This window comes from Bradyrhizobium sp. CCBAU 53340 (assembly GCF_015291645.1).
Lineage (GTDB): Bacteria > Pseudomonadota > Alphaproteobacteria > Rhizobiales > Xanthobacteraceae > Bradyrhizobium.
Map to the genome: position 1 here is coordinate 638,879 of NZ_CP030055.1, position 18,989 is coordinate 657,867.

Below are 18,989 nucleotides of genomic sequence, written 5' to 3' on the forward strand. Positions count from 1 at the left end.
TGCGGCTTACTCGCCGGGGGCGAGATCGTCGCTGGTCGCGGCCGGAGCTGCCTCGCGCTCGGGGCGCGGGCCGCCATGCGGCCGGCGGCGCCGTCGCGGATAACGCTCGCCACCGCCGCTGTTGCCGCCCTCGAAGCCGCCCGGCGCACCGTTCGTCTGCGGCTGAGCGCCGGTGATGAAGGAGGGCAGGCGATCGACGTTGCCGGCGTCGCCGACGACAGGCTGCGGCTGGTTCTGCGGTTGCGGCTGCTGATGATATTGCGGCTGCGGACGATGGTCGCGTTCGCGATGCTCGCGCGGCTGCTGTTGCTCGCGCTGATAGGGCTGCTGATTGTCGCGGTTGTCGCGCTGCTGATAGTCACGCTGGTGATGATCGCGCTGGCCGTCGCGGTCGCGCATGAACGGCTGCTGCTGTTGCGGTGGCTGCGGCACGAAGCCCGGCTCCTGGCCGAAGGCCGAGAAGTTCTCGCCGTCGTCGTCGCCATCGTCGCTGCTGGTGCTGATGGGCTCGTCACCGCGCGGCTGCTGGTTCTGCCGGAACTGTTCCTGGGCCGCCGCGATCAGGCGGAAATAATGCTCGGCATGCTGGTAGTAGTTTTCGGCGGCAACCGGGTCGCCCGAAGAGCGCGCGTCCCGCGCAAGCTGAAGGTATTTTTCGGCAATGTGCGAGGCCGTGCCGCGGATCTTGATGTCGGGACCGTTCGATTCGTAGACCCGGGTCATCGGGTTCTGGCCGCGGCGGTTGTTGTTATTGTTGTTGTTGTTGCGGTTGCGCATCCGCTGCTTGTTCTGACCGTTTCTCATGTCCTGCCTTTAATTCCAGCCCTAAAGGTTGCACGCATTACTGATTGCTAGGAGTGACCTCATGACAGCGGTTCACAGGCCTCGCGCGCACCGCGCAAGAGCGGGTTGAACCCTGCCAATGTTCGTCGACCGTCGCGTTCAACAAAGACGCGTTCCCCACCCGCCAGCATTCATTGCCAGCGAACCCATTCATATCGCCTGCCGAAACAAGCCCAGCTTTCTTGCGTAAGTCTTCAAGCGCAATATCAGGCTTTCGTTCACGTTGCGGTCGGAGAGCAGCGCAGCTCCACTGGCCATCGCGCTCAACAGGACCTGCGGCTTGGAACCTATAATCAGTAAAGCTCTCGCCCGAGAGCCCGGCTTTCGCCCGTAGGTCTACGGGGCCGGCACCGATGTGTTGACCGGAACGTAGTCGTTCCCACGGGATATTCCAAGAGGTTTTTTAGAGCTCAATCCGGCTTTTATGGGGGCATTTTTCGGGCCGAGACGGCCCTGGGAATGCCCCCCAAGTCGGCCTTGGGCGGCCTCTCGATCGATAACGCGGCGGCTGCCATCAAGGTTTCAATATCTTTCGCCTGGCCCTGTCCGGCCTCGACGACCAGTGCGCCACCGGGCACGAGCCGTTCGGCCGCTTGCGGGATCAGGACGCGGTAGGCGTCGTAGCCGTCATTGCCGCCGTCGAGCGCCAGATGCGGATCGTGCTCGCGCACCTCGATGCTCAGCTTCGGGATTTCCCCGGCGGGAATATAGGGCGGGTTCGACACGATCAGATCGAACGGGCCGTGGAGCGCCGCCGCGTAGGAGCAGGCGACAAAGCCAGCGCGGTCGGCAAGGCCGAGGGCGGCGGCGTTGCCCCTGGCGGTATGAAGCGCGGTCAGGCTGAGATCGGTACCGACGCCAAATGCATCGGGAATCTCGTGCAGCAGCGCGAGCAGGATGGCACCGGATCCGGTGCCGATATCGGCGATGCGCGGGCGCCGTCCCGCGATCGGGCGCTCGCGAAAAATCTCCAGTGCGAGCTCGACCACGGTCTCGGTATCGGGGCGCGGCACCAGCGTCGCCTCGGAGAGGCGAAATGGCAGGCCCCAAAATTCCCGCACGCCGAGAATGCGGGCGACCGGCTCATGCGCGAGCCGTCGCTGCGCATAGCCTTCGAGCCGCGTAGCCTCCTCGGGCGTGAGACGCCGCGTCGCCTGCGTGATCAGGCCAGTCAGATCGAGCCCCAGCGCGGCGCCAACGAGCAGCCGCGCATCAAGGGCCGGCTGTTCGAGGCTGGCCGCTTGCAGCCGCGCCGCAAGCGCGCGCCGCGCGCTCTCGATGCTATGCCCGGAATCGAAACCTGTCGCCAAGGGAGCCATCCTGCCTGGCATCGTGGATAGATCGGCGGCCTTGCTTGCGTCAACGAAAAGGAGCGCGTTTGATCGTGCTTGGCAGCGGAGGAAGGATCGCGTGAGTGCTCAACCGAAGCGGGCGACCGAGCGTAAGGCGTCCGCGACATCCTCGAAGGACGGCGCGATGCGCGAGGCCGACTATGCGGCGCTGGCGCAATTCCGCTACCAGCTCCGCACCTTCCTGGCCTTCAGCGAGACGGCAGCCCAAAACGCGGGATTGACGCCGCAGCAGCATCAGGCGCTGCTGGCGATCAAGGGACTGGCCGATCCCGGCGGCGCCAGCGTCGGCGACATCGCGGGCTTTCTCCTGATCCGGCACCACACCGCCGTCGAGCTTGTCGATCGCATGGCGAAACTGAAGCTGATCGGCCGGGAGGCCGATCCGGAAGATGCGCGCCGCGTCCTGGTCAAGCTGACGGCCAAGGGCGAGCAGAAGCTGCGCTCACTCTCGCGCATCCATTTGGATGAGCTGGGTGCTGCCGCGCCGGCCCTGGCCAAGATCCTGCGATCGTTCAAAGCCAGGGCGCGCTGACGTCCGAAGTTTAGGCCGCGGCTCCCTGCGCGGCAAGCTGGGCGGCCTGGTGCTCGGTGGTGAGCGCATCGGTGAGTTCGCCGAGCGCTTCGCCTGCGATCACCTGCGGCAGCTTGTAGAGCGTCAGGTTGATGCGATGGTCGGTGACGCGTCCTTGCGGAAAATTATAGGTGCGGATGCGCTCGCTGCGGTCGCCGGAACCGACTTTCTCCTTGCGATCGGCCGAGCGCGCGGCTTCCAGTCGCTGCCGCTCGGCATCGTAGATGCGCGAGCGCAGGATGTTCATGGCCGATGCGCGATTCTTGTGCTGCGAGCGGCTGTCCTGCATCATCACCACGATCCCGGTCGGAATGTGGGTGATTCGAATCGCCGATTCCGTCTTGTTGACGTGCTGACCGCCGGCGCCTCCTGCGCGCATGGTCTCGATGCGCAGATCCTCGTTCTTGATGTCGACGTCGACGTCCTCGACCTCGGGCAGCACGGCAACGGTAGCCGCCGACGTGTGGATGCGCCCCTGCGTCTCGGTGTCGGGCACGCGCTGCACGCGGTGCACGCCGGACTCGAACTTCAGCTTGGAGAATGCGCCGCGGCCCTGCACCTCCGCGATGATTTCCTTGTAGCCGCCGACGGTCCCTTCGCTCGCCGAGATCACCTCGACCTTCCAGCCCTGCAAGGCGGCAAAGCGCTCATACATCCGGAACAGATCGCCGGCGAACAGCGAGGCCTCGTCGCCGCCGGTGCCAGCGCGGATTTCCAGCACCACGTTGCGGTCGTCCATGGCGTCCTTGGGCAAGAGCGCGATGCGGATCTTCTGGACCAGTTCCTCGATCCTCGGATTGAGTTCGTCGCGCTCGGCCTCCGCCATGCTGCGCATCTCGGCATCGGTCGCGGGATCGGCGATCAGCGCTTCGGTGTCGGCGAGCTCCTTGACCGCAGACCGATACGTCTTCACGGCCTCGATCAAGGGGGTGATTTCGGCGAGCTCGCGCGTCACCTGCACGTAGCGCTCGGAGGAGAGCTGCCCCAGCGATTCGGCTTCGAGCGAAGCGTGATGCGCGAGCAGAAGGTCCAGTTTGGCTTCGGGGAGTGACGACATGGATTCAGTCTCAAATGGCGGAGGGAAACGAGGCGGCGATGGCGAGCGGCAGGCCCGCTACAACGCCAGGCCTTCGGCCTCGGCAAATTCCGTCAGCTTCTGCCGGATCGAGACGCTGCCGCTCGGCGCATCCAGGAGCGGCCCGAGCATCGCGGCGGCCTTCTTGACGTCGAGGTCGATCACCATCGCCTTGACCGGGCCGAGCGCGGTCGCCGACAACGACAGCGAGCGATAGCCCATCGCGAGCAGCGCGAGCGCGCCGATCGGCTTCGAGGCCATCTCGCCGCAGAGCGACAGCGATTTCTTCGCGGCCTGCGTCTTTTGCGCGATGTCGCGCAGCGCCCGCAGGATCGGCGTCGACATGGTGTCGAAGCGCTCGGAGACCTTGGCGTTGCCGCGGTCGACCGCGAACAGGAACTGGAACAGATCGTTGGAGCCGACCGAGATGAAGTCGACCTTCTTCAGGAGTTCGTCGAGCTGGTAGAGCAGCGCCGGCACCTCGACCATGGTGCCGATGTCGATGCGCTCCGGCAGCGTGTGGCCATGCTGGCGCAGATATGTCAGCTCGCGCTCGACCAGCGCCTTGGCTGAATCGAACTCGGCGACCTCCGAAATCATCGGGAACATGATGCGCAGCGCACGGCCGCCGCCGGCACGCAAGAGCGCGCGGATCTGGCCGCGCAGCAGGCCGGGACGGTCGAGCCCGAGCCGAATCGCGCGCCAGCCGAGCGCGGGATTTTCCTCGATCACCGTCTCCATATAGGGCAGGGCCTTGTCGCCGCCGATGTCGAGGGTGCGGAAGGTCACGGGCTTGGGGCCCGCGGCATCCAGCACGGCGCGGTAGAGGGCGAGCTGGTCGCTGGTGCGCGGCAGGCTCTGGCCGACCATGAATTGCAGCTCGGTGCGGAACAGGCCGATGCCGGCGCTGCCGGTGTCGTCGATATGGGGCAGGTCGATGGCGAGGCCTGCATTGATCAAGAGCTCGACCTTCTCGCCGTCCTTGGTGACGCAGGGCCGGTCGCGCAGCGCCAGATATTGCGCCTGGCGGCGGGCGCGGAAGCGCACCCGCTCGGCATAGGCCGCTTCGATTTCCTGCGAGGGGCGCACATAGATCGCACCCGAGGTGCCGTCGACGATGATGGCATCGCCGGGGTCGGCAATGCCGGGTGCATTCGGCACCTCGCCGACGGCGGGAATGCCGAGCGCGCGCGCCACGATCGAGACGTGGGAATTGGCGGTGCCTTCCTCCAGCACGATGCCGCGCAGGCGCTTGCGGTCGTAGTCGAGCAGCGCCGCCGGGCCCATCGCGCGCGCGATGACGATGGCATTGTCGGGCATCTGCTCGCGCGAGGGCGCGTGGTCCTGGCCGACCAGCTGCCGCATCAGGCGGTAGCCGAGATCTTCGAGATCGTGCAACCGGTCGCGCAAGTAAGGATCGGTCACGCGCAGCATGCGGGCGCGGGTGTCGGACTGGACGCGCTCCACGGCGGCTTCCGCCGTGAGGCCGGTGGCGACCGCCTCGTGCAGCTTGTGCGACCAGCCCTGGTCGTTGGCGAACATGCGATAGGCTTCCAGCACGTCGCGATGCTCGCCGCCCTCGGCGACGTCGCCGCGCTCCAGCATGCGGTCGAGATCCGAGCGCAGCTTGGCGAGCGCGGCGTCGAGCCGCTTGATCTCCTTTGGCAGGTCCTCGGCGATGTAGTCCTTGATGACCACGCGCGGCTCGTGCAGCACGACATGGCCGAGCGCGATGCCTTCCGAGAGGATCGCGCCGGCCTTCTGCGTGGAATGGCGCGCGGCCGGCTCGAGGCCGGGCTGCGCCAGCGCGGACAATTCGCCTGACGCAATCAGCTCCGCCAGCACCATGGCGGTGGTCTGCAGCGCCTCGAGCTCCTCCTCGACATAGGTGCGCTTGGCGCGGTTCTGCACCACCAGCACGCCGAGCGTGTTGCCGGCGCGCAGGATCGGCACGCCGAGGAAGGAATGGTAGATCTCTTCGCCGGTCTCCGGGCGGAACGAGAAGGCCGGGTGGCTTTGGGCGTCGTTCAGATTGAGCGGCGTCGCCTCGCTGGCGACGAGGCCGACCAGGCCTTCATGGGCACTCAGCACGGTATGGTGAACGGCCTCGCGGTTGAGGCCTTCGGTGGCGTAGAGCTCGAGGGTGTTGTCGATGCGCAGCACATAGACCGAGCACACCTCGGCCACCATGTTGGCGGCGATCAGCACCACGATCTTGTCCAGCCGCTCCTGGGCCGAGACCTGCTCCGCCATGGTTTCGCGGAGCCGTCTCAACAAGACGCGGGGACCTCCCGACGCGCTCCGCATGAACCGTCAATCTCCTCCGTCTGCCCGGCCCGGCGATATTGGCCGGCGGCTGGCCCAAAATTCCAGAAAAACAATCAAATTGTTTGTCCGGCGCAGGCGCAAACCCAAATCTTCCTGAGATTTAGGACTTGCGCCGAATCAGCGCCGCCTGAACTGGGACACAGTCTGCGGCAGCCCACCCTGTTCGCCGTATAGCGAATTGAGGCTTGTTTTGCCAAGCAAAACGCCTGCCAAACGCGAAGGTGTTTACACCTTCGCGTTTGCTGCGACCGCTAAGAGAAAATTAGTGCAGGCATGATCCGGAAAAGTGCGAACCGGTTTTCCGGACCGTGCTTGAGCTTCAGGCCTGATCGAGGCCGTAGAGCGTGTGCAGCGTGCGCACCGCAAGCTCGGTATAGGCGGTGTCGATCAAAACCGAGAACTTGATCTCGGAGGTTGTGATGGCCCGGATGTTGATATTCCGTCCGGCGAGGGCCGAAAACGCCTGGGCGGCGACGCCGGCATGGCTGCGCATGCCGCTTCCGATCACCGAGATCTTGGCGACGTCGGTCGCGGTATCCAGCCGTGCATACCCGATCTTGGCCTTGGCGCCGGTAATGGTGTCCTTGGCCCTGACATAGTCGGCGGCCGGCACCGTGAAGGTCAGGTCGGTGGTCTTGCCGTCCTCGGACACGTTCTGAACGATCATGTCGACGTTGATATTGGCCTCCGCCAGCGGGCCGAAGATCGACGCGGCAACGCCGGGCTTGTCCTCGATCTGGCGTACCGAGATCTGGGCCTCGTCCTTCGAAAAGGCGATGCCGGTGACGACGTGATTTTCCATGATCTCCTCCTCGCCGCAGATCAGGGTGCCGGGCGGCTGGTTGGCATGCGGGTCGATATCCTCGGGCTTGTCGAAGCTCGAGCGGACGAAGATCGGCATGTTGTGGACCATGCCGAGTTCCACCGAGCGGACCTGGAGCACCTTGGCGCCCTGGGAGGCCAGTTCCAGCATGTCTTCGAACGCGATCTTGTCGAGCCGCTTGGCCTTCGGCACGATTCGCGGGTCGGTGGTGTAGACGCCGTCGACGTCGGTGTAGATGTCGCAGCGATCGGCCTTGACGGCGGCAGCGACCGCCACGGCGGAGGTGTCGGAGCCGCCGCGGCCGAGCGTGGTGATGCGGCCCGTCCTGGGATCGATGCCCTGGAAGCCGGCGATGACCGCGACCTCCTTGCGATCCTTGAACCGGGAGATGATCTCGCTGCCGTCGATGTCCTCGATCCGGGCCGAGGCATGGGCGTCGCTGGTCTTGATCGGGATCTGCCAGCCCTGCCAGGAGCGGGCCTGGATGCCCATGCTCTGGAGCACGATGGCCAAAAGGCCCGAGGTCACCTGCTCGCCGGAGGCGACGACGGCGTCGTATTCGCGCGCGTCGTGCATCGGCGAGGCCTCGGTGCACCAGGCCACCAGTTCGTTGGTCTTGCCCGACATCGCCGAGACGACCACAGCCACTTCATGGCCGGCGTCGACCTCACGCTTCACATGGCGTGCGACGTTGCGGATGCGTTCGATGTTGGCGACGGACGTGCCGCCGAATTTCATCACGAGACGGCTCATGACGACGCGTGCATTCCCTCTTGAGGATCAGTATGGTGACCCGCGCCGGACGGATGCCCTGGGGGATACCGACCGCGCGTATACAGAGGGGCGGGGCCGGGGGCAAGCGGGTTCCTGCACCGGCCAATCCAGGCAATGGGTTATCAGAGGTTATGGCGCGCTATATTGACGAAATCCTGCAGCCCGGCGAGCGGGTGCTGTATTCGACCAATGCGCACTGGATCTTCTATTTCCCGGCCATTCTGGCCTGGATCGTGGCGATCGCCCTGTTCGCGGTCTCCCGCCAGAGCGACATCTACAGCATCATGATCCTCAGCCTGTTCGGCTCCGGCCTGGTGGCGCTGGCGGCCCTGTACTGGACCGTGAAGGGCTGGTTCCATCGCTTCACCACCGAGACCGACGTCACCAACCTGCGGGTGGTGCACAAGACCGGGTTCATCAAGCGCCGCACCTTCGAAATGGCGCTGGACAAGGTCGAGAGCGTCGACGTCGACCAGACCATACTTGGACGAATTCTCAACTACGGCGACGTGACCATTCGCGGTGTCGGCGAGGGAATCGAGACGATCAAGACTATCGCCTCGCCGCTGGCCTTCCGTAGTTCGATCACCACGCGGTAGGACCGCGCCTGACCATGAGCATGCAGCAAGATACTTCCGCATCACCAAGTCCCCCGCAGGGCTCGACCGTCGACGCCGCCGAGATCGCGAAATTCTCAAAACTCTCGGCCGAGTGGTGGGACCCCAAGGGCAAGATGGCGCCGCTGCACCGGATCAATCCGCTGCGGCTCGGCTATATCCGTGACGCCGCCTGCCGCAAGTTCGAGCGCAACGTGCGCAGCCTCAACTGCCTCGGTGGTCTGCGCGTGCTCGACATCGGCTGCGGCGCCGGCCTGCTCTGCGAGCCGCTCTCGCGCTTGGGCGCGCAGGTCATCGGCGTCGACCCGTCGGCCAGCAACATCGCCGCGGCGAAGCTGCATGCCGCCAAGAGCCATTTGTCGATCGACTATCGCTGCACCACGGTGGAGGAGATCGACCCGCGCGAGCGCTTCGACATCGTGCTGGCGATGGAGGTGGTCGAGCACGTCGTCGATGTCGGCATCTTCCTCAAGCGCTGCGCCTCGATGCTGAAACCGAACGGCCTGATGGTGGTGTCCACGCTCAACCGCAATTGGAAGAGCTTCGCGCTCGCCATCGTCGGCGCCGAATACGTCCTGCGCTGGCTGCCGCGCGGCACCCACGAATGGAACAAGTTCGTCACGCCGGACGAACTGACCAAATATCTCCTCGACAACCGCCTCGTCATCACCGAGCAGACCGGCGTCGTTTACTCCCCCTTCGCCGACAAATGGACGCTCTCGTCCGATATGGACGTGAACTACATGGTGGTGGCGGAAGGGATGGTGTGAGCTGAAGTGAGTGAGGTGCGAGTTCGTGCCCCTCGAACGGTGTCGTCCCTGCGAACGCAGGGACCCATAACCACAGGCCCTGGTTGCTAGCTGAGACAGGGGCCCGAGCATGTACTACGTCTACATCCTCGCCAGCCGCCATCACGGAACGCTCTATATCGGCGTCACTAACTCGCTGCAGAAGCGGCTGGACCAGCACCGCGCCGGCAAAGGCTCGGAGTTCGTCAAGCGATACGGAGTATATCGGCTCGTCTACGCCGAATCCTTCGAGCGGGCGGAAGAGGCGATTGCCTGCGAAAAGCAGCTCAAACGCTGGAAGCGCGATTGGAAGATCGAGTTGATCGAGCGTGACAATCCGGAATGGCGCGATTTGAGCGATCTGCTGGTTTGACTCCCTGGCGCTGCCAAGCAAACGCTGTCGTCCCTGCGAACGCAGGGACCATACCGCGGAATCTATCGGGTGGACGGAAGGTGTTTGATGCGTGGGTTGGCCGCCTTCGCAAAACTGCTCCCTGGGATTATGGGTCCCTGCGTTCGCAGGGACGACAGCTTGCTTGTCGCGAGAGCATCGCACCCATGACGTCCATGTAGTTGACCAGCGAGTCTGTTCCCGTCACCCTCACAAACTGCCTCCCTAACTCCACCCCACCCCATGTTCACCGTCACCAGCCTCTGGATTCCATTCACCGTCGTCGCTGCGCTCGGCCAGGTCGCGCGCAATGCGATGCAGCGGTCGCTGACGAAGCCGCTGGGGACGTGGGGCGCGACCAATATCCGCTTTCTGTTCGGCTTTCCCTTCTCGCTGCTGTTTCTGGGGTTGGTGCTGGTCGCGACCGGCGACCATATCGGCATGCCGCCGTCGGTGTTCTGGCCGTGGCTGCTGTTGGGGGCGCTCAGCCAGATCGTTGCGACCGGCCTGATGCTGCTGGCGATGAACGACCGCTCTTTCGTGGTGACGACGGCCTATCTGAAAACGGAGGCGATCCAGACCGCGATCTTCGGCTTCGTCTTTCTCGGCGATCACCTGACCTGGCTGAAGGTGCTGGCGATCGTGATCGCGACCGTCGGCGTCGTCATCACCGCGCTGCGTCCGGGCGGCGAGAAGAGCTTTGCGGAGATGAAGCCGACCATCACCGGCCTCGTCGCTGCGGCGGCGTTCGCGCTGTCGGCTGTTGGCTTCCGCGGCGCGATCATCAACGTTCCCGGCGTATCCTTCGTGACTGCGGCCTCGTTCACGCTGGTGCTTGGGTTGTTCGTGCAGACGCTGGTGCTGACCATCTATTTGCTGTGGCGTGCGCCAAAGGTGCTTCAATCGATTCTGGGGCTATGGAAGCCGTCTCTGCTCGCCGGCTTCATGGGCGCCTTCGCCTCGCAATTCTGGTTCCTGGCGTTCGCGCTGACGGCCGCTGCCAATGTTCGCACCCTCGCTTTGATCGAGGTGCTGTTCGCGCAGGGCGTGGCGTATTACTCGTTCAAGCAGCCGATCGCGCTTCGCGAGATCATCGGCATCGCGCTGATCGTGGTGGGCGTGGCGGTGCTGGTGGGGGTGTAGCCAAGTCCCTCAACCGCCGTCATGCCCGGGCTTGTCCCGGGCATCCACGTTCTTCGTTGTCACAGGAAGGAAAGGCGTGGATGGCCGGGACAAGCCCGGCCATGACGAAGACAGCAACGCCTAATTCCTGTCTTCCGGCAGTGTCGGCAACGGCGACACTTCGATACCTTCCTCGATCAGCGATTTTGCCTCGTCCGGCGAGGCCTCGCCGTAGATCGGGCGGTGCTCCTTGTCGCCGTAATGCATCGCGCGGGCTTCGGTCGCGAAGCGCTCGCCGACATTGTCGGCGTTCTTGACGATGTGGTCGCGCAGCTCCTTCAGCTTGGCGCGCAGCTCGCGCTCCTGCGCCATCATCAGCGAGGTCGGTCCGGACGGTGCAGCCTCGGGCGCGGTGGCCGCGACAGGCTCTGCCGGCGGCGTTGCACGTCCCTTCTTGCCGACGATGCGCGGCGCCATGATCGCCTTGTCGACCTTGGCCGAGCCGCAGATCGGACAGGTCACGAGCTTGCGCTTCACCTGCGAATCATAGGCCGACGAGCTCTGAAACCAGCTCTCGAACTCGTGGTTGCGGTCGCAGTGAAGCGCGTAGCGGATCATGCCGAGCCCCGCACCAGGTGCAGATGATCCGGCCCGGCCTTTGAATCGGAGACGCCGAAGCGGCGGCCGTGCTGGAGCGAGGGGATCGCGCGGCGCGCCGTCTCGACCTTGGCCGGATCGATCTTGGCCATGATGATGCCGGGCTCGACATCGCCCTCGGCGAGGATCTCGCCCCAGGGGTCGATGATCAGCGAGTGACCATAGGTCTCGCGCTTGTTCTCGTGGGTGCCGGCCTGGGCAGCTGCGAAGATGAAGCAGCCGGTCTCGATCGCACGCGACCGCAGCAGGATGTGCCAGTGCGCTTCGCCGGTCTTGCGGGTGAAGGCCGACGGCACGGTGATGAAAGAGGCGCCGCTTTCGGCGAGCGCGCGGTAGAGCGCCGGGAAGCGCACGTCGTAGCAGATCGTGAGGCCGACGCGGCCCCAGGGCAGGTCGGAGATCACGGCGGTCTCGCCCGGCTGGTAATTGGCGGATTCGCGATAGCTCTCGCCGTCCGGCAGCTCGATGTCGAACATGTGGATCTTGTCGTAGCTCGCGAGCACATCGCCCTCGGGCCCGATCAGGAAGGAGCGGTTGACCGCCTTTTCAGGCGAGAAGCGCAGTGCCAGCGAGCCGACATGGAGGTGGATCTTCAACTCCGCTGCGAGGGCGCGATAGGCCTTCAGCGAAGTGTCGTCCTCCTCGCTCTGGAGATGCTCGAACAGCGCCTTGCGGTTCAGCTGCATCATGTTGCTGACTTCGGGCGTCTGCACATAGTCCGCGCCGTTGGCGGCCGCTTCCCGGATGAGTTTCGTCGCCTGAGCGAGGCTGGGCCCCGGCATCAGGCCGGTGCGCATCTGCACCATGGCGGCGGTGAAGGTCCTGTCCTCGCTCATGAGACCGCCTTGACGCTTTCGAGCAGGCCGTCGAGCTTGCCCTCGCGATCGAGCGCATAAAGATCGTCGCAGCCGCCGACATGGGCTCCGCCGATCCAGATCTGCGGGAAGGTCGAGCCTTGGCCGGCGCGGTCGTACATCTCCTCGCGCCAGGACGGGTTCTTGGCGACGTCGAATTCCGTGAAGGTCGCCTTCTTGCGGGTCAGAAGCGACCTGGCAGCGGAACAATAGCCGCATCCCGGCCTGGTATAGATCTCGACAGCAGCGGTCATGGTATCAAGCGCTCTCATGTCACGAATTTATTGAATTATATGGGGGTTTACCTGATCTCGACAACCCGGGCAAAGACCAGCACGTCGACCTGGGCGGCCTTGGCGCGCAGCAGGGCACGTGCGCAGGCATCCAAAGTGGCACCCGATGTCAGGACATCGTCGACCAGGACGATACGCTGGCCCTGGATTTCGGCCTGACGGTCGGGGGATACCTGGAATGCGCCCTGTACATTGGTGGCGCGCTGGGCCCGCGACAGGCCGATCTGCTGCTTGGTGGCGCGCACCCGGCGCAGCACCTCAGCTCTCACCTTCACCCCGCTCTGGCGCGCGATGATGTGCGCCAGCGCGCCGGACTGGTTGTAGCGCCTCCGCCAGGCCCGCCGCCAATGCAGAGGCACCGGCACCAGCATGTCGGCGCCCGCCAGCAGCTCGCCGCCCGCGCGCGCCATCCAGCGGCCCATGGCGGGCGCCAGATCCGTGCGGTCCTGGTATTTCAGCGCATGCACCAGCGTGCGCGCGACGTCGTCGTAGCGTACGGCCGCGCGCGCCCGCATATAGGCCGGCGGGCTCGCGATGGCCTCCATCGACAGCATGTCGGGGCCGGGGTCGTAGACGAAGGGAATGCCAAGCCGCGGGCAGTAAGGCCGCTCGATGAAGGACAGCTTTGCCCAGCACGTCGCGCACACTCCCTCGCCATCGACTGGTTCGCGGCAGGCCACGCACAAGGTCGGCAGCGCGATGTCGAGCGCGAGTTTTGCCACGCGCGACACGACGTGGCGGCCGACGGTCCACACCGTGCGCAGCGGTGCAGTGATGGAGCGGGAAGGGGCGGCGTCGGCTTCCATGAGGGAAGGGTAGCGCTATGGGGACAACCGCTCAAGCCACGCTCTCGTGCCCCGGACGCGGCGCAGCGCCTCTTTGGCGGTGCGCCGCTGAGCCGGGGCCCATCTCTCCGCATCGTACTGTGTTGCTTTCTGGGTCCCGGCTCAGCGGAGCGTCACTGCGTGCCGCTCTGCGTCCGGGACACGAGAGAGATTGCAATCGCCTGTATGATCGGCGTAACCAGCGGCATGGCTCAGCCTCCGCAAACCCCGCCCGCATTGTTCGATCGTGTCTTGCTGCATGCGCGGCAGCAGCGCGCGCAGACGCAAGATCCGGTCTCTTTCCTGCTCGACCGGGTCGCCGAAGACATGGCCGACCGGCTGGCCGCGGTGATGCGGGAGTTTCACGCGCCGGCCGATCTCTGGACGCCAGGTGAGGGGCTCGCGGGGCTTCGCGCGCGGCTGCCGTCCATTCAACGGATCGCGCTCGATGCTGCAGGTTCGGAAAAATTGCCGTTCGCGCCGGAGAGTCTCGATCTCGTCGTCTCGGCGCTGGCGCTGCAATTCGTCAACGATCTGCCGGGCGTGCTCGCGCAAATCCGTCGCGCGCTGAAGCCGGACGGGTTGCTGCTCGCCGCCATGATCGGTGGCGACAGCCTGACGGAGCTGCGCCAATCCTTTGCCGCAGCGGAAGCTGAATGCGAGGGCGGCGTGTCGCCGCGCGTCGCGCCGTTCGCCGATCTGCGCGACATCGGCGCGCTGTTGCAGCGGGCGGGCTTTGCGCTGCCGGTCACTGACGTCGACCGCGTCGTGGTGCGTTATTCCAGCGCATTCGTCTTGATGCAGGATCTCCGCCGCATGGGCGCGGCCAACGTGCTGATCGAACGGCGCCGCACGCCGAGCCGGCGCGCGACATTGCTGCGCATGGCCGAAATCTACGCCGAGCGCTTCGCCGATGCCGACGGCCGCATCCGTGCGACGTTCGACATCATCTGGCTCTCAGGCTGGGCGCCGCATGCCAGCCAGCAGCAGCCGCTGAAGCCGGGTTCGGCGAAAGCGAGCCTGGCTGAAGCGGTGAAGAAGGCGGGGGAGGGGTGATCTGTGTCCCGGACGCGGTGCGGCACCATAAGCGCGTTTACGCGCGTCTTCGACGCGCCACGGTGACGCTCCGCAGCGCCGGGACCCAGCTCTGTTGCTAACATGGGCCCCGGCTCTGCAGCGCACCGCGGAAGACGCGCTGCGCTGCGTCCGAGGCAAGCAAGCCTCACATCAGCAAATCAATCAAATGCGGGATCAGCGGAATGTCCGCAGGCGGCATCGGGTAGTCGCGCAGCTTGTTGGCGCGGACCCAGGCGAGGGTCTGGCCTTCGCGCGGCGTGACCTGGCCTTCCCAGCGACGGCAGATGTAGAGCGGCATCAACAGATGAAAGGTCTCGTAGCCGTAGCTCGCAAAGGTGAGCGGCGCGAGGCACGGTTCGGCGACGGTGATGCCGAGCTCCTCGTTGAGCTCGCGGATCAGGCTCTGCTCGGGCCGTTCGCCGGGTTCGAGCTTGCCGCCGGGAAATTCCCAGAGGCCAGCCAGCGTCTTGCCTTCGGGGCGCTGCGCGATCAGGACGCGCTTGTCGGTGTCGACGAGCGCGCACGCCACCACCAGGGTCAGTTTCAAATCGGCCATGCGTGATTGTCGTTCGGTGAATATTGTCCGTAACCGTCTGTTAACCTCGTTATGGCCCCCGTTTCTACGGTCTCCATAAGTCATATTTAATCGACGGTTCCTAGGGTGGGAACTCCTAAAAACCCTTCCAGGACCAAGCTATGCGCGCTGCGCTTCGCACTCTCACTCGCCGGTTCGTCCGCGACAACAGCGGCAACATCGCGGTGATCTTTGCAATTGCCTGCGTCCCGCTGATCACCGTGATCGGCTGTGCCATCGACTATTCCCGCGCCACCCAGACGCGGTCCAAGCTGCAGGCCGCGGCCGATGCAGCCAGCGTCGGCTCGATCGCCAAGGCCTCGGCGGCCTTCGCGGCGGCGGGCTCGATGACGTCGGACGGCCCGATTCCCGCCGGGGCGACCGATGCTCAGAACATCTTCGATGCCAACCGCGCCAATTTGACCGGCTACACGCTCAACAGCGTCACGCCGACCGTGGTCAAGAGCGGCTCGACCGTCACCTCGACCGTGACGTACAGCGCCAACATCAACACGATGTTCCTTGGCCTGATCGGCAAGAGCGGGCTGACCGTGACCGGCACGTCGACCTCGACGGTCAACATGCCCCTCTATGTCGATTTCTATCTGCTGCTGGACAATTCACCGTCGATGGGGGTGGCGGCGACACCGACGGACGTCACCAAGATGGTCAACAATACGTCGGACAAATGCGCCTTCGCCTGCCACGATCTCTCGACTTCGAACAATTACTACAATCTCGCCAAGACGCTCGGGGTGACGACGCGGATCGACGTGCTGCGCCAGGCGACCCAGAACCTGATGGACACGGCGGCTGCGACCGAAACCTATTCGAATCAATTCCGCATGGCGATCTACGATTTCGGTGCGTCGTCGGCGACCATCGGCCTGCGAGCATTGTTCTCGCTGTCCTCTAGCCTGTCGAGCGCCAAGTCTGCGGCTGGCGCAATCGACTTGATGGGCGTCTACGGCAACAACGATGCCTACACCGCCGACAAGGATACCCAGTTCAGCAATGTATTCCCGGCGATCAACACGGCGATCTCGTCGCCGGGCGCGGGCACGTCGGCGGCGCCGATGAAGTATCTGTTCTTCGTATCCGACGGCGTTGCCGACGAAAGCAACACCGCCTGCCTCAAGACGATGTACAACTCAACATTCGGCAACATCTCGCCACGTTGCCAGTCGCCGCTCAATCCCGCACTCTGCAAGACGTTGAAGGACCGCGGCGTCAAGGTCGCGGTGCTCTACACCACTTATCTGCAGCTGCCGACCAACACCTGGTACATGGCCTGGATCGACCCGTTCAACAAGGGGCCGTACGGGCCCTCGCCGAACAGCGAGATCGCGCAGAACATGCAGGCTTGCGCCTCGCCCGGGCTCTATTTCGAGGTCAGTCCCACCCAGGGCATCTCGGACGCGATGAACGCGCTGTTCAAGAAGGCCGTCGCCGACGCGCGGATTGCCAGCTGAGACCCGACGCGCGTCGTGCCGGGGGCGAAGCGGCGTATCGCCCCCGAATGACGGCCTGAACTACGACCTGTAATCCCCGTTGATCGCGACATACTCCTTGGTGAGGTCGCAGGTCAGCACGCGGTCGCGGCCCTTGCCGAGGCCGAGCGAGACCTTGATCGCGATCTCCGGGGCCTTCATCGCCTCCGACACCTGCGCTTCGTCATAGGATGGATCGCGCGCGCCGCTCTTGGCGACGCGGATGCCGTTGAAGGAGATCGACAGCTTGTCGCGATCGGCCGGTTCGCCGGCCTTGCCGACCGCCATCACCACGCGGCCCCAATTGGCGTCCTCGCCGGCGATCGCGGTCTTCACCAGCGGCGAGTTGGCGATCGACATCGCGATCTTGCGCGCCGAGGCCTTGGTCTTGGCACCCTCGACGGTGATCTCGACCAGCTTGCGCGCGCCTTCGCCGTCGCGGGCGACCTGCTCGGAGAGATTGGCGAGGATCTGGTTGAACGCCTTGACGAAGGCCTTCAGGCGCGGATCGCTGGCGCGGCTGATCTTCGGTGCACCGTGTTCGGCGGCAGCGCCCGTCGCGAACGCCAGCAGCGTGTCCGAGGTCGAGGTGTCGCCGTCGATCGTGACCGCATTGAAGGTATCCTCGACACCGGCCTTGAGCAGGGCCTGCAGCGCAGCCGGCGCGATCGGGGCGTCGGTGAAGATGAAGGACAGCATCGTCGCCATATCGGGGGCGATCATGCCGGCACCTTTGGCCATGCCGTTGATGGTGACCTTGGCCTTGCCCAGCTTCACGGTCGCGGTCGCAACCTTGGGGAAGGTGTCGGTGGTCATGATCGCTTTCGCTGCGGCGAGGTAATCGCCGGCTTCCGCTGATGCGGCGAGACGGCCGAGCACGCCGTCGAACTTGGTCGCATCCAGCGGCTCGCCGATCACGCCGGTCGAGGCCAGGAAGATCTCGCTCTCGCTGCAGCCGACCGCCTTGGCCGCGATCTTCGCGGTTAGCGCGGTGGAGGCGCGGCCGGTCTTGCCGGTGAAGGCATTGGCATTGCCGGAATTGACCACCAGCGCGCGCGCCTTGCCGCCCTTCAGCTTGGCGCGGCACCATTCCACCGGGGCGGACGGGCACTTCGACTTGGTGAAGACGCCGGCGACCGCAGTGCCCTTGTCCATGATCGCCAGCAGCACGTCGGTGCGGTTCTTGTAGCGGATGCCGGCCTCGGCCGTCGCAAGACGGACGCCCGCGATCACGGGCATATCAGGAACATTCTTCGGGGCGAGCGGGGAGACTGATGAGGACATCGCGGGGGCGCCTTGGTGAGGTCTGGATATGCAGATGCCCGGCCCCTCTTTGCGGGGCCGGGCATCAGGTAGGCTTAAATACTCTTCGCGTCACCGAAGTGACAGCGAATTCTTACTTCTTGGCGGGAGGCGCCATTTTGCTGTCGGCGGGCTTCGCATCGGCAGGCTTCGCATCGGCAGGCTTGGCCGCGTCAGCCGGCTTGGCGTCCTTGGACGCGTCCGCCTGGTCCATGCGCTCGACCTTCGCGTCGGCGCGGAGCTTGGCGACGTAGTCGGCCTGGGCCTTGCGGGTGACGTACTGCTCGATCTGGGCCTTGACCTGCTCGAAGTCGGGCGCCTTGCGGTTGCGCTTTTCCTCGACCTTGATGACATGCCAGCCGAACTGGGACTTCACGGGGTCGGAGATCTTGCCCGGCTCCAGCGCGAATGCGACGGCCGAGAATTCCGGCACCATCTGTTCCTTGGTGAAGAAGCCAAGGTCGCCGCCGTCGGCGGAGCCCGGATCCTTGGACTTCTTCTTGGCGAGTTCGGCGAAATCGGCGCCCTTGTCGAGCTCGGCCTTCACCGCCTTGGCCTCGTCCTCGGTCTCGACCAGGATGTGACGGGCCCGCACTTCCTGCTCGCCGGAGATCTGCTTGGCGGCCTCTTCATAGACCTTCTTCATGGCATCCGGGGTCGTGGCGGCCTTGCCCTCGTTGGCGAGCAGGCTGTCCATCAGCAGGCGGTTGCGGGCGAACGCCATCCGCTTCTTGAACTCGTCGCCATCGGCGACCTTCTTGTCCTCGGCGGCCTTGGCCACGATCTTCATGTCGATCAGGAACGACAGGACGTTCTCGTCCTTGGTCGCCGGATCCATCTGGGCAAGGCTTGGTCCGAGCTCTTCCTCGGCCATGGTGACGTCGCTCTTCTTGATTTCAGCGCCATTGACCTTGGCCAGAACGGGATCGTCGGCCGCCCGGAGCGGGCCCGCGAAGGCCAGGGTCAGCGCCAGGGCGAGGCTGCCAGCCAGGGCGGACGCATGGCGGAAACGCAGGCCGGTGGTTACCGGGAACGAGGTGGTCATGGAAAATCCTTTTGTTGAAGCAGGGGGCTGCTCGAGCGGGGCGGACACTCGCCCAATTCAGGGGGGCTTGGCAACGCGAAAAGTCTGTCAAAATGATGAATTAGCCGCAATGCGCCCGCCGTTGACAAGGCCCTGACCGGGCCATATCTCTGCGCGGTCGCGACCATGGCGATGGCGTTTATTTTGCTG

19 protein-coding genes are annotated in these 18,989 nt (G+C 65.0%); 7 read left to right on the forward strand and 12 right to left on the reverse strand.

The genetic code is table 11. From position 1 onward, the window contains the following. Positions 1-6: 6 nt before the first annotated feature. Positions 7-804 carry a DUF4167 domain-containing protein gene (locus tag XH89_RS02950; RefSeq protein WP_194465649.1) on the reverse strand — a complete coding sequence of 266 codons (798 nt, stop codon included), beginning with the start codon at positions 802-804 and terminating at the stop codon, positions 7-9. A 461-nt stretch (positions 805-1,265) separates the two neighbouring features. Continuing rightward, on the reverse strand, positions 1,266-2,162 hold the full coding sequence (prmC, locus tag XH89_RS02955) for a peptide chain release factor N(5)-glutamine methyltransferase (RefSeq protein WP_194465650.1): 897 nt from the start codon (positions 2,160-2,162) through the stop codon (positions 1,266-1,268). Positions 2,163-2,319: 157 nt separating this feature from the next. On the opposite strand from prmC, the gene XH89_RS02960 reads away from it, so the two are divergent. Next, complete coding sequence (locus XH89_RS02960) at positions 2,320-2,727, forward strand: MarR family winged helix-turn-helix transcriptional regulator (protein ID WP_246767928.1); 408 nt, start codon at positions 2,320-2,322, stop codon at positions 2,725-2,727. A 10-nt stretch (positions 2,728-2,737) separates the two neighbouring features. Here the strand turns inward: XH89_RS02960 and prfA are convergent, their stop codons facing one another. The 3 genes from prfA to XH89_RS02975 form a co-directional block, all read right to left on the reverse strand. Further along, positions 2,738-3,823, reverse strand: a complete 1,086-nt coding sequence (prfA, locus tag XH89_RS02965) for a peptide chain release factor 1 (protein ID WP_194465652.1) — start codon at positions 3,821-3,823, stop codon at positions 2,738-2,740. Positions 3,824-3,880: 57 nt separating this feature from the next. Beyond that, positions 3,881-6,148, reverse strand: coding sequence for a phosphoenolpyruvate--protein phosphotransferase (ptsP, locus tag XH89_RS02970; RefSeq protein ID WP_194465653.1), 2,268 nt, complete (start codon positions 6,146-6,148; stop codon positions 3,881-3,883). 340 nt (positions 6,149-6,488) lie between these two features. Further along, positions 6,489-7,745, reverse strand: a complete 1,257-nt coding sequence (locus XH89_RS02975; protein WP_194465654.1) for an aspartate kinase — start codon at positions 7,743-7,745, stop codon at positions 6,489-6,491. A gap of 152 nt (positions 7,746-7,897) precedes the next feature. On the opposite strand from XH89_RS02975, the gene XH89_RS02980 reads away from it, so the two are divergent. The 4 genes from XH89_RS02980 to XH89_RS02995 all read left to right on the forward strand — a co-directional run bounded on the left by XH89_RS02980 (position 7,898) and on the right by XH89_RS02995 (position 10,705). Continuing rightward, positions 7,898-8,365: a PH domain-containing protein gene (locus tag XH89_RS02980; RefSeq protein ID WP_194465655.1), complete on the forward strand. Its 468-nt coding sequence runs from the start codon at positions 7,898-7,900 to the stop codon at positions 8,363-8,365. Between the two features lie 14 nt (positions 8,366-8,379). Further along, a complete protein-coding gene (ubiG, locus tag XH89_RS02985) occupies positions 8,380-9,153 on the forward strand; it encodes a bifunctional 2-polyprenyl-6-hydroxyphenol methylase/3-demethylubiquinol 3-O-methyltransferase UbiG (RefSeq protein WP_194465656.1) in 774 nt (257 codons plus the stop codon). Between the two features lie 109 nt (positions 9,154-9,262). Further along, on the forward strand, positions 9,263-9,544 hold the full coding sequence (locus tag XH89_RS02990) for a GIY-YIG nuclease family protein (RefSeq protein ID WP_194465657.1): 282 nt from the start codon (positions 9,263-9,265) through the stop codon (positions 9,542-9,544). A gap of 261 nt (positions 9,545-9,805) precedes the next feature. Next, on the forward strand, positions 9,806-10,705 hold the full coding sequence (locus tag XH89_RS02995) for an EamA family transporter (protein WP_194465658.1): 900 nt from the start codon (positions 9,806-9,808) through the stop codon (positions 10,703-10,705). A 120-nt stretch (positions 10,706-10,825) separates the two neighbouring features. Here the strand turns inward: XH89_RS02995 and XH89_RS03000 are convergent, their stop codons facing one another. Genes XH89_RS03000 through XH89_RS03015 form a run of 4 tightly spaced genes read right to left on the reverse strand, consistent with a single transcriptional unit; the run spans position 10,826 to position 13,294 of the window. Further along, positions 10,826-11,302 carry a DUF1178 family protein gene (locus XH89_RS03000; protein ID WP_194465659.1) on the reverse strand — a complete coding sequence of 159 codons (477 nt, stop codon included), beginning with the start codon at positions 11,300-11,302 and terminating at the stop codon, positions 10,826-10,828. Next, the gene (locus XH89_RS03005; protein ID WP_194465660.1) at positions 11,299-12,177 is read right to left on the reverse strand and encodes a carbon-nitrogen hydrolase family protein; all 879 of its coding nucleotides are present in this window, start codon (positions 12,175-12,177) and stop codon (positions 11,299-11,301) included. Before XH89_RS03005 ends, XH89_RS03000 begins: the two co-directional genes overlap by 4 nt. Further along, positions 12,174-12,449 carry a glutaredoxin 3 gene (gene grxC / locus XH89_RS03010; RefSeq protein ID WP_194465661.1) on the reverse strand — a complete coding sequence of 92 codons (276 nt, stop codon included), beginning with the start codon at positions 12,447-12,449 and terminating at the stop codon, positions 12,174-12,176. The genes XH89_RS03005 and grxC overlap by 4 nt, the downstream gene beginning before the upstream one ends. A 47-nt stretch (positions 12,450-12,496) precedes the next feature. Continuing rightward, entirely contained in the window at positions 12,497-13,294 is a 798-nt protein-coding gene (locus XH89_RS03015) for a ComF family protein (protein ID WP_194465662.1), read from the reverse strand. A 204-nt stretch (positions 13,295-13,498) separates the two neighbouring features. On the opposite strand from XH89_RS03015, the gene XH89_RS03020 reads away from it, so the two are divergent. Continuing rightward, on the forward strand, positions 13,499-14,368 hold the full coding sequence (locus XH89_RS03020; protein WP_194465663.1) for a methyltransferase domain-containing protein: 870 nt from the start codon (positions 13,499-13,501) through the stop codon (positions 14,366-14,368). Positions 14,369-14,534: 166 nt separating this feature from the next. On the opposite strand, the gene mutT is transcribed toward XH89_RS03020, so the two are convergent. Then, positions 14,535-14,945, reverse strand: a complete 411-nt coding sequence (gene mutT / locus XH89_RS03025) for an 8-oxo-dGTP diphosphatase MutT (protein ID WP_194465664.1) — start codon at positions 14,943-14,945, stop codon at positions 14,535-14,537. A gap of 140 nt (positions 14,946-15,085) precedes the next feature. Here mutT and XH89_RS03030 point away from each other — a divergent pair, with 140 nt between their 5' ends. Continuing rightward, positions 15,086-16,435 carry a TadE/TadG family type IV pilus assembly protein gene (locus tag XH89_RS03030; protein WP_194465665.1) on the forward strand — a complete coding sequence of 450 codons (1,350 nt, stop codon included), beginning with the start codon at positions 15,086-15,088 and terminating at the stop codon, positions 16,433-16,435. 60 nt (positions 16,436-16,495) lie between these two features. Here XH89_RS03030 and argJ read toward each other — a convergent pair whose 3' ends face one another. After that, positions 16,496-17,737 carry a bifunctional glutamate N-acetyltransferase/amino-acid acetyltransferase ArgJ gene (argJ, locus tag XH89_RS03035; RefSeq protein ID WP_194465666.1) on the reverse strand — a complete coding sequence of 414 codons (1,242 nt, stop codon included), beginning with the start codon at positions 17,735-17,737 and terminating at the stop codon, positions 16,496-16,498. 112 nt (positions 17,738-17,849) lie between these two features. After that, complete coding sequence (locus XH89_RS03040) at positions 17,850-18,800, reverse strand: peptidylprolyl isomerase (RefSeq protein WP_194465667.1); 951 nt, start codon at positions 18,798-18,800, stop codon at positions 17,850-17,852. Between the last annotated feature and the right edge of the window lie 189 nt (positions 18,801-18,989).

Bases quoted from the DNA above. Each gene is read 5' to 3' on its own strand.
- XH89_RS02960 (WP_246767928.1), top strand. From the start codon at position 2,320: ATGCGCGAGGCCGACTATGCGGCGCTGGCGCAATTCCGCTACCAGCTC.
- XH89_RS03020 (WP_194465663.1), top strand. From the start codon at position 13,499: ATGATCGGCGTAACCAGCGGCATGGCTCAGCCTCCGCAAACCCCGCCC.
- XH89_RS03015 (WP_194465662.1), bottom strand. From the start codon at position 13,294: ATGGAAGCCGACGCCGCCCCTTCCCGCTCCATCACTGCACCGCTGCGC.
- prfA (WP_194465652.1), bottom strand. From the start codon at position 3,823: ATGTCGTCACTCCCCGAAGCCAAACTGGACCTTCTGCTCGCGCATCAC.
- grxC (WP_194465661.1), bottom strand. From the start codon at position 12,449: ATGACCGCTGCTGTCGAGATCTATACCAGGCCGGGATGCGGCTATTGT.
- XH89_RS03000 (WP_194465659.1), bottom strand. From the start codon at position 11,302: ATGATCCGCTACGCGCTTCACTGCGACCGCAACCACGAGTTCGAGAGC.
- XH89_RS02975 (WP_194465654.1), bottom strand. From the start codon at position 7,745: ATGAGCCGTCTCGTGATGAAATTCGGCGGCACGTCCGTCGCCAACATC.
- XH89_RS02990 (WP_194465657.1), top strand. From the start codon at position 9,263: ATGTACTACGTCTACATCCTCGCCAGCCGCCATCACGGAACGCTCTAT.
- ptsP (WP_194465653.1), bottom strand. From the start codon at position 6,148: ATGCGGAGCGCGTCGGGAGGTCCCCGCGTCTTGTTGAGACGGCTCCGC.
- mutT (WP_194465664.1), bottom strand. From the start codon at position 14,945: ATGGCCGATTTGAAACTGACCCTGGTGGTGGCGTGCGCGCTCGTCGAC.
- XH89_RS03030 (WP_194465665.1), top strand. From the start codon at position 15,086: ATGCGCGCTGCGCTTCGCACTCTCACTCGCCGGTTCGTCCGCGACAAC.
- argJ (WP_194465666.1), bottom strand. From the start codon at position 17,737: ATGTCCTCATCAGTCTCCCCGCTCGCCCCGAAGAATGTTCCTGATATG.
- XH89_RS02980 (WP_194465655.1), top strand. From the start codon at position 7,898: ATGGCGCGCTATATTGACGAAATCCTGCAGCCCGGCGAGCGGGTGCTG.
- prmC (WP_194465650.1), bottom strand. From the start codon at position 2,162: ATGGCTCCCTTGGCGACAGGTTTCGATTCCGGGCATAGCATCGAGAGC.
- XH89_RS02950 (WP_194465649.1), bottom strand. From the start codon at position 804: ATGAGAAACGGTCAGAACAAGCAGCGGATGCGCAACCGCAACAACAAC.
- XH89_RS02995 (WP_194465658.1), top strand. From the start codon at position 9,806: ATGTTCACCGTCACCAGCCTCTGGATTCCATTCACCGTCGTCGCTGCG.
- XH89_RS03040 (WP_194465667.1), bottom strand. From the start codon at position 18,800: ATGACCACCTCGTTCCCGGTAACCACCGGCCTGCGTTTCCGCCATGCG.
- ubiG (WP_194465656.1), top strand. From the start codon at position 8,380: ATGAGCATGCAGCAAGATACTTCCGCATCACCAAGTCCCCCGCAGGGC.
- XH89_RS03005 (WP_194465660.1), bottom strand. From the start codon at position 12,177: ATGAGCGAGGACAGGACCTTCACCGCCGCCATGGTGCAGATGCGCACC.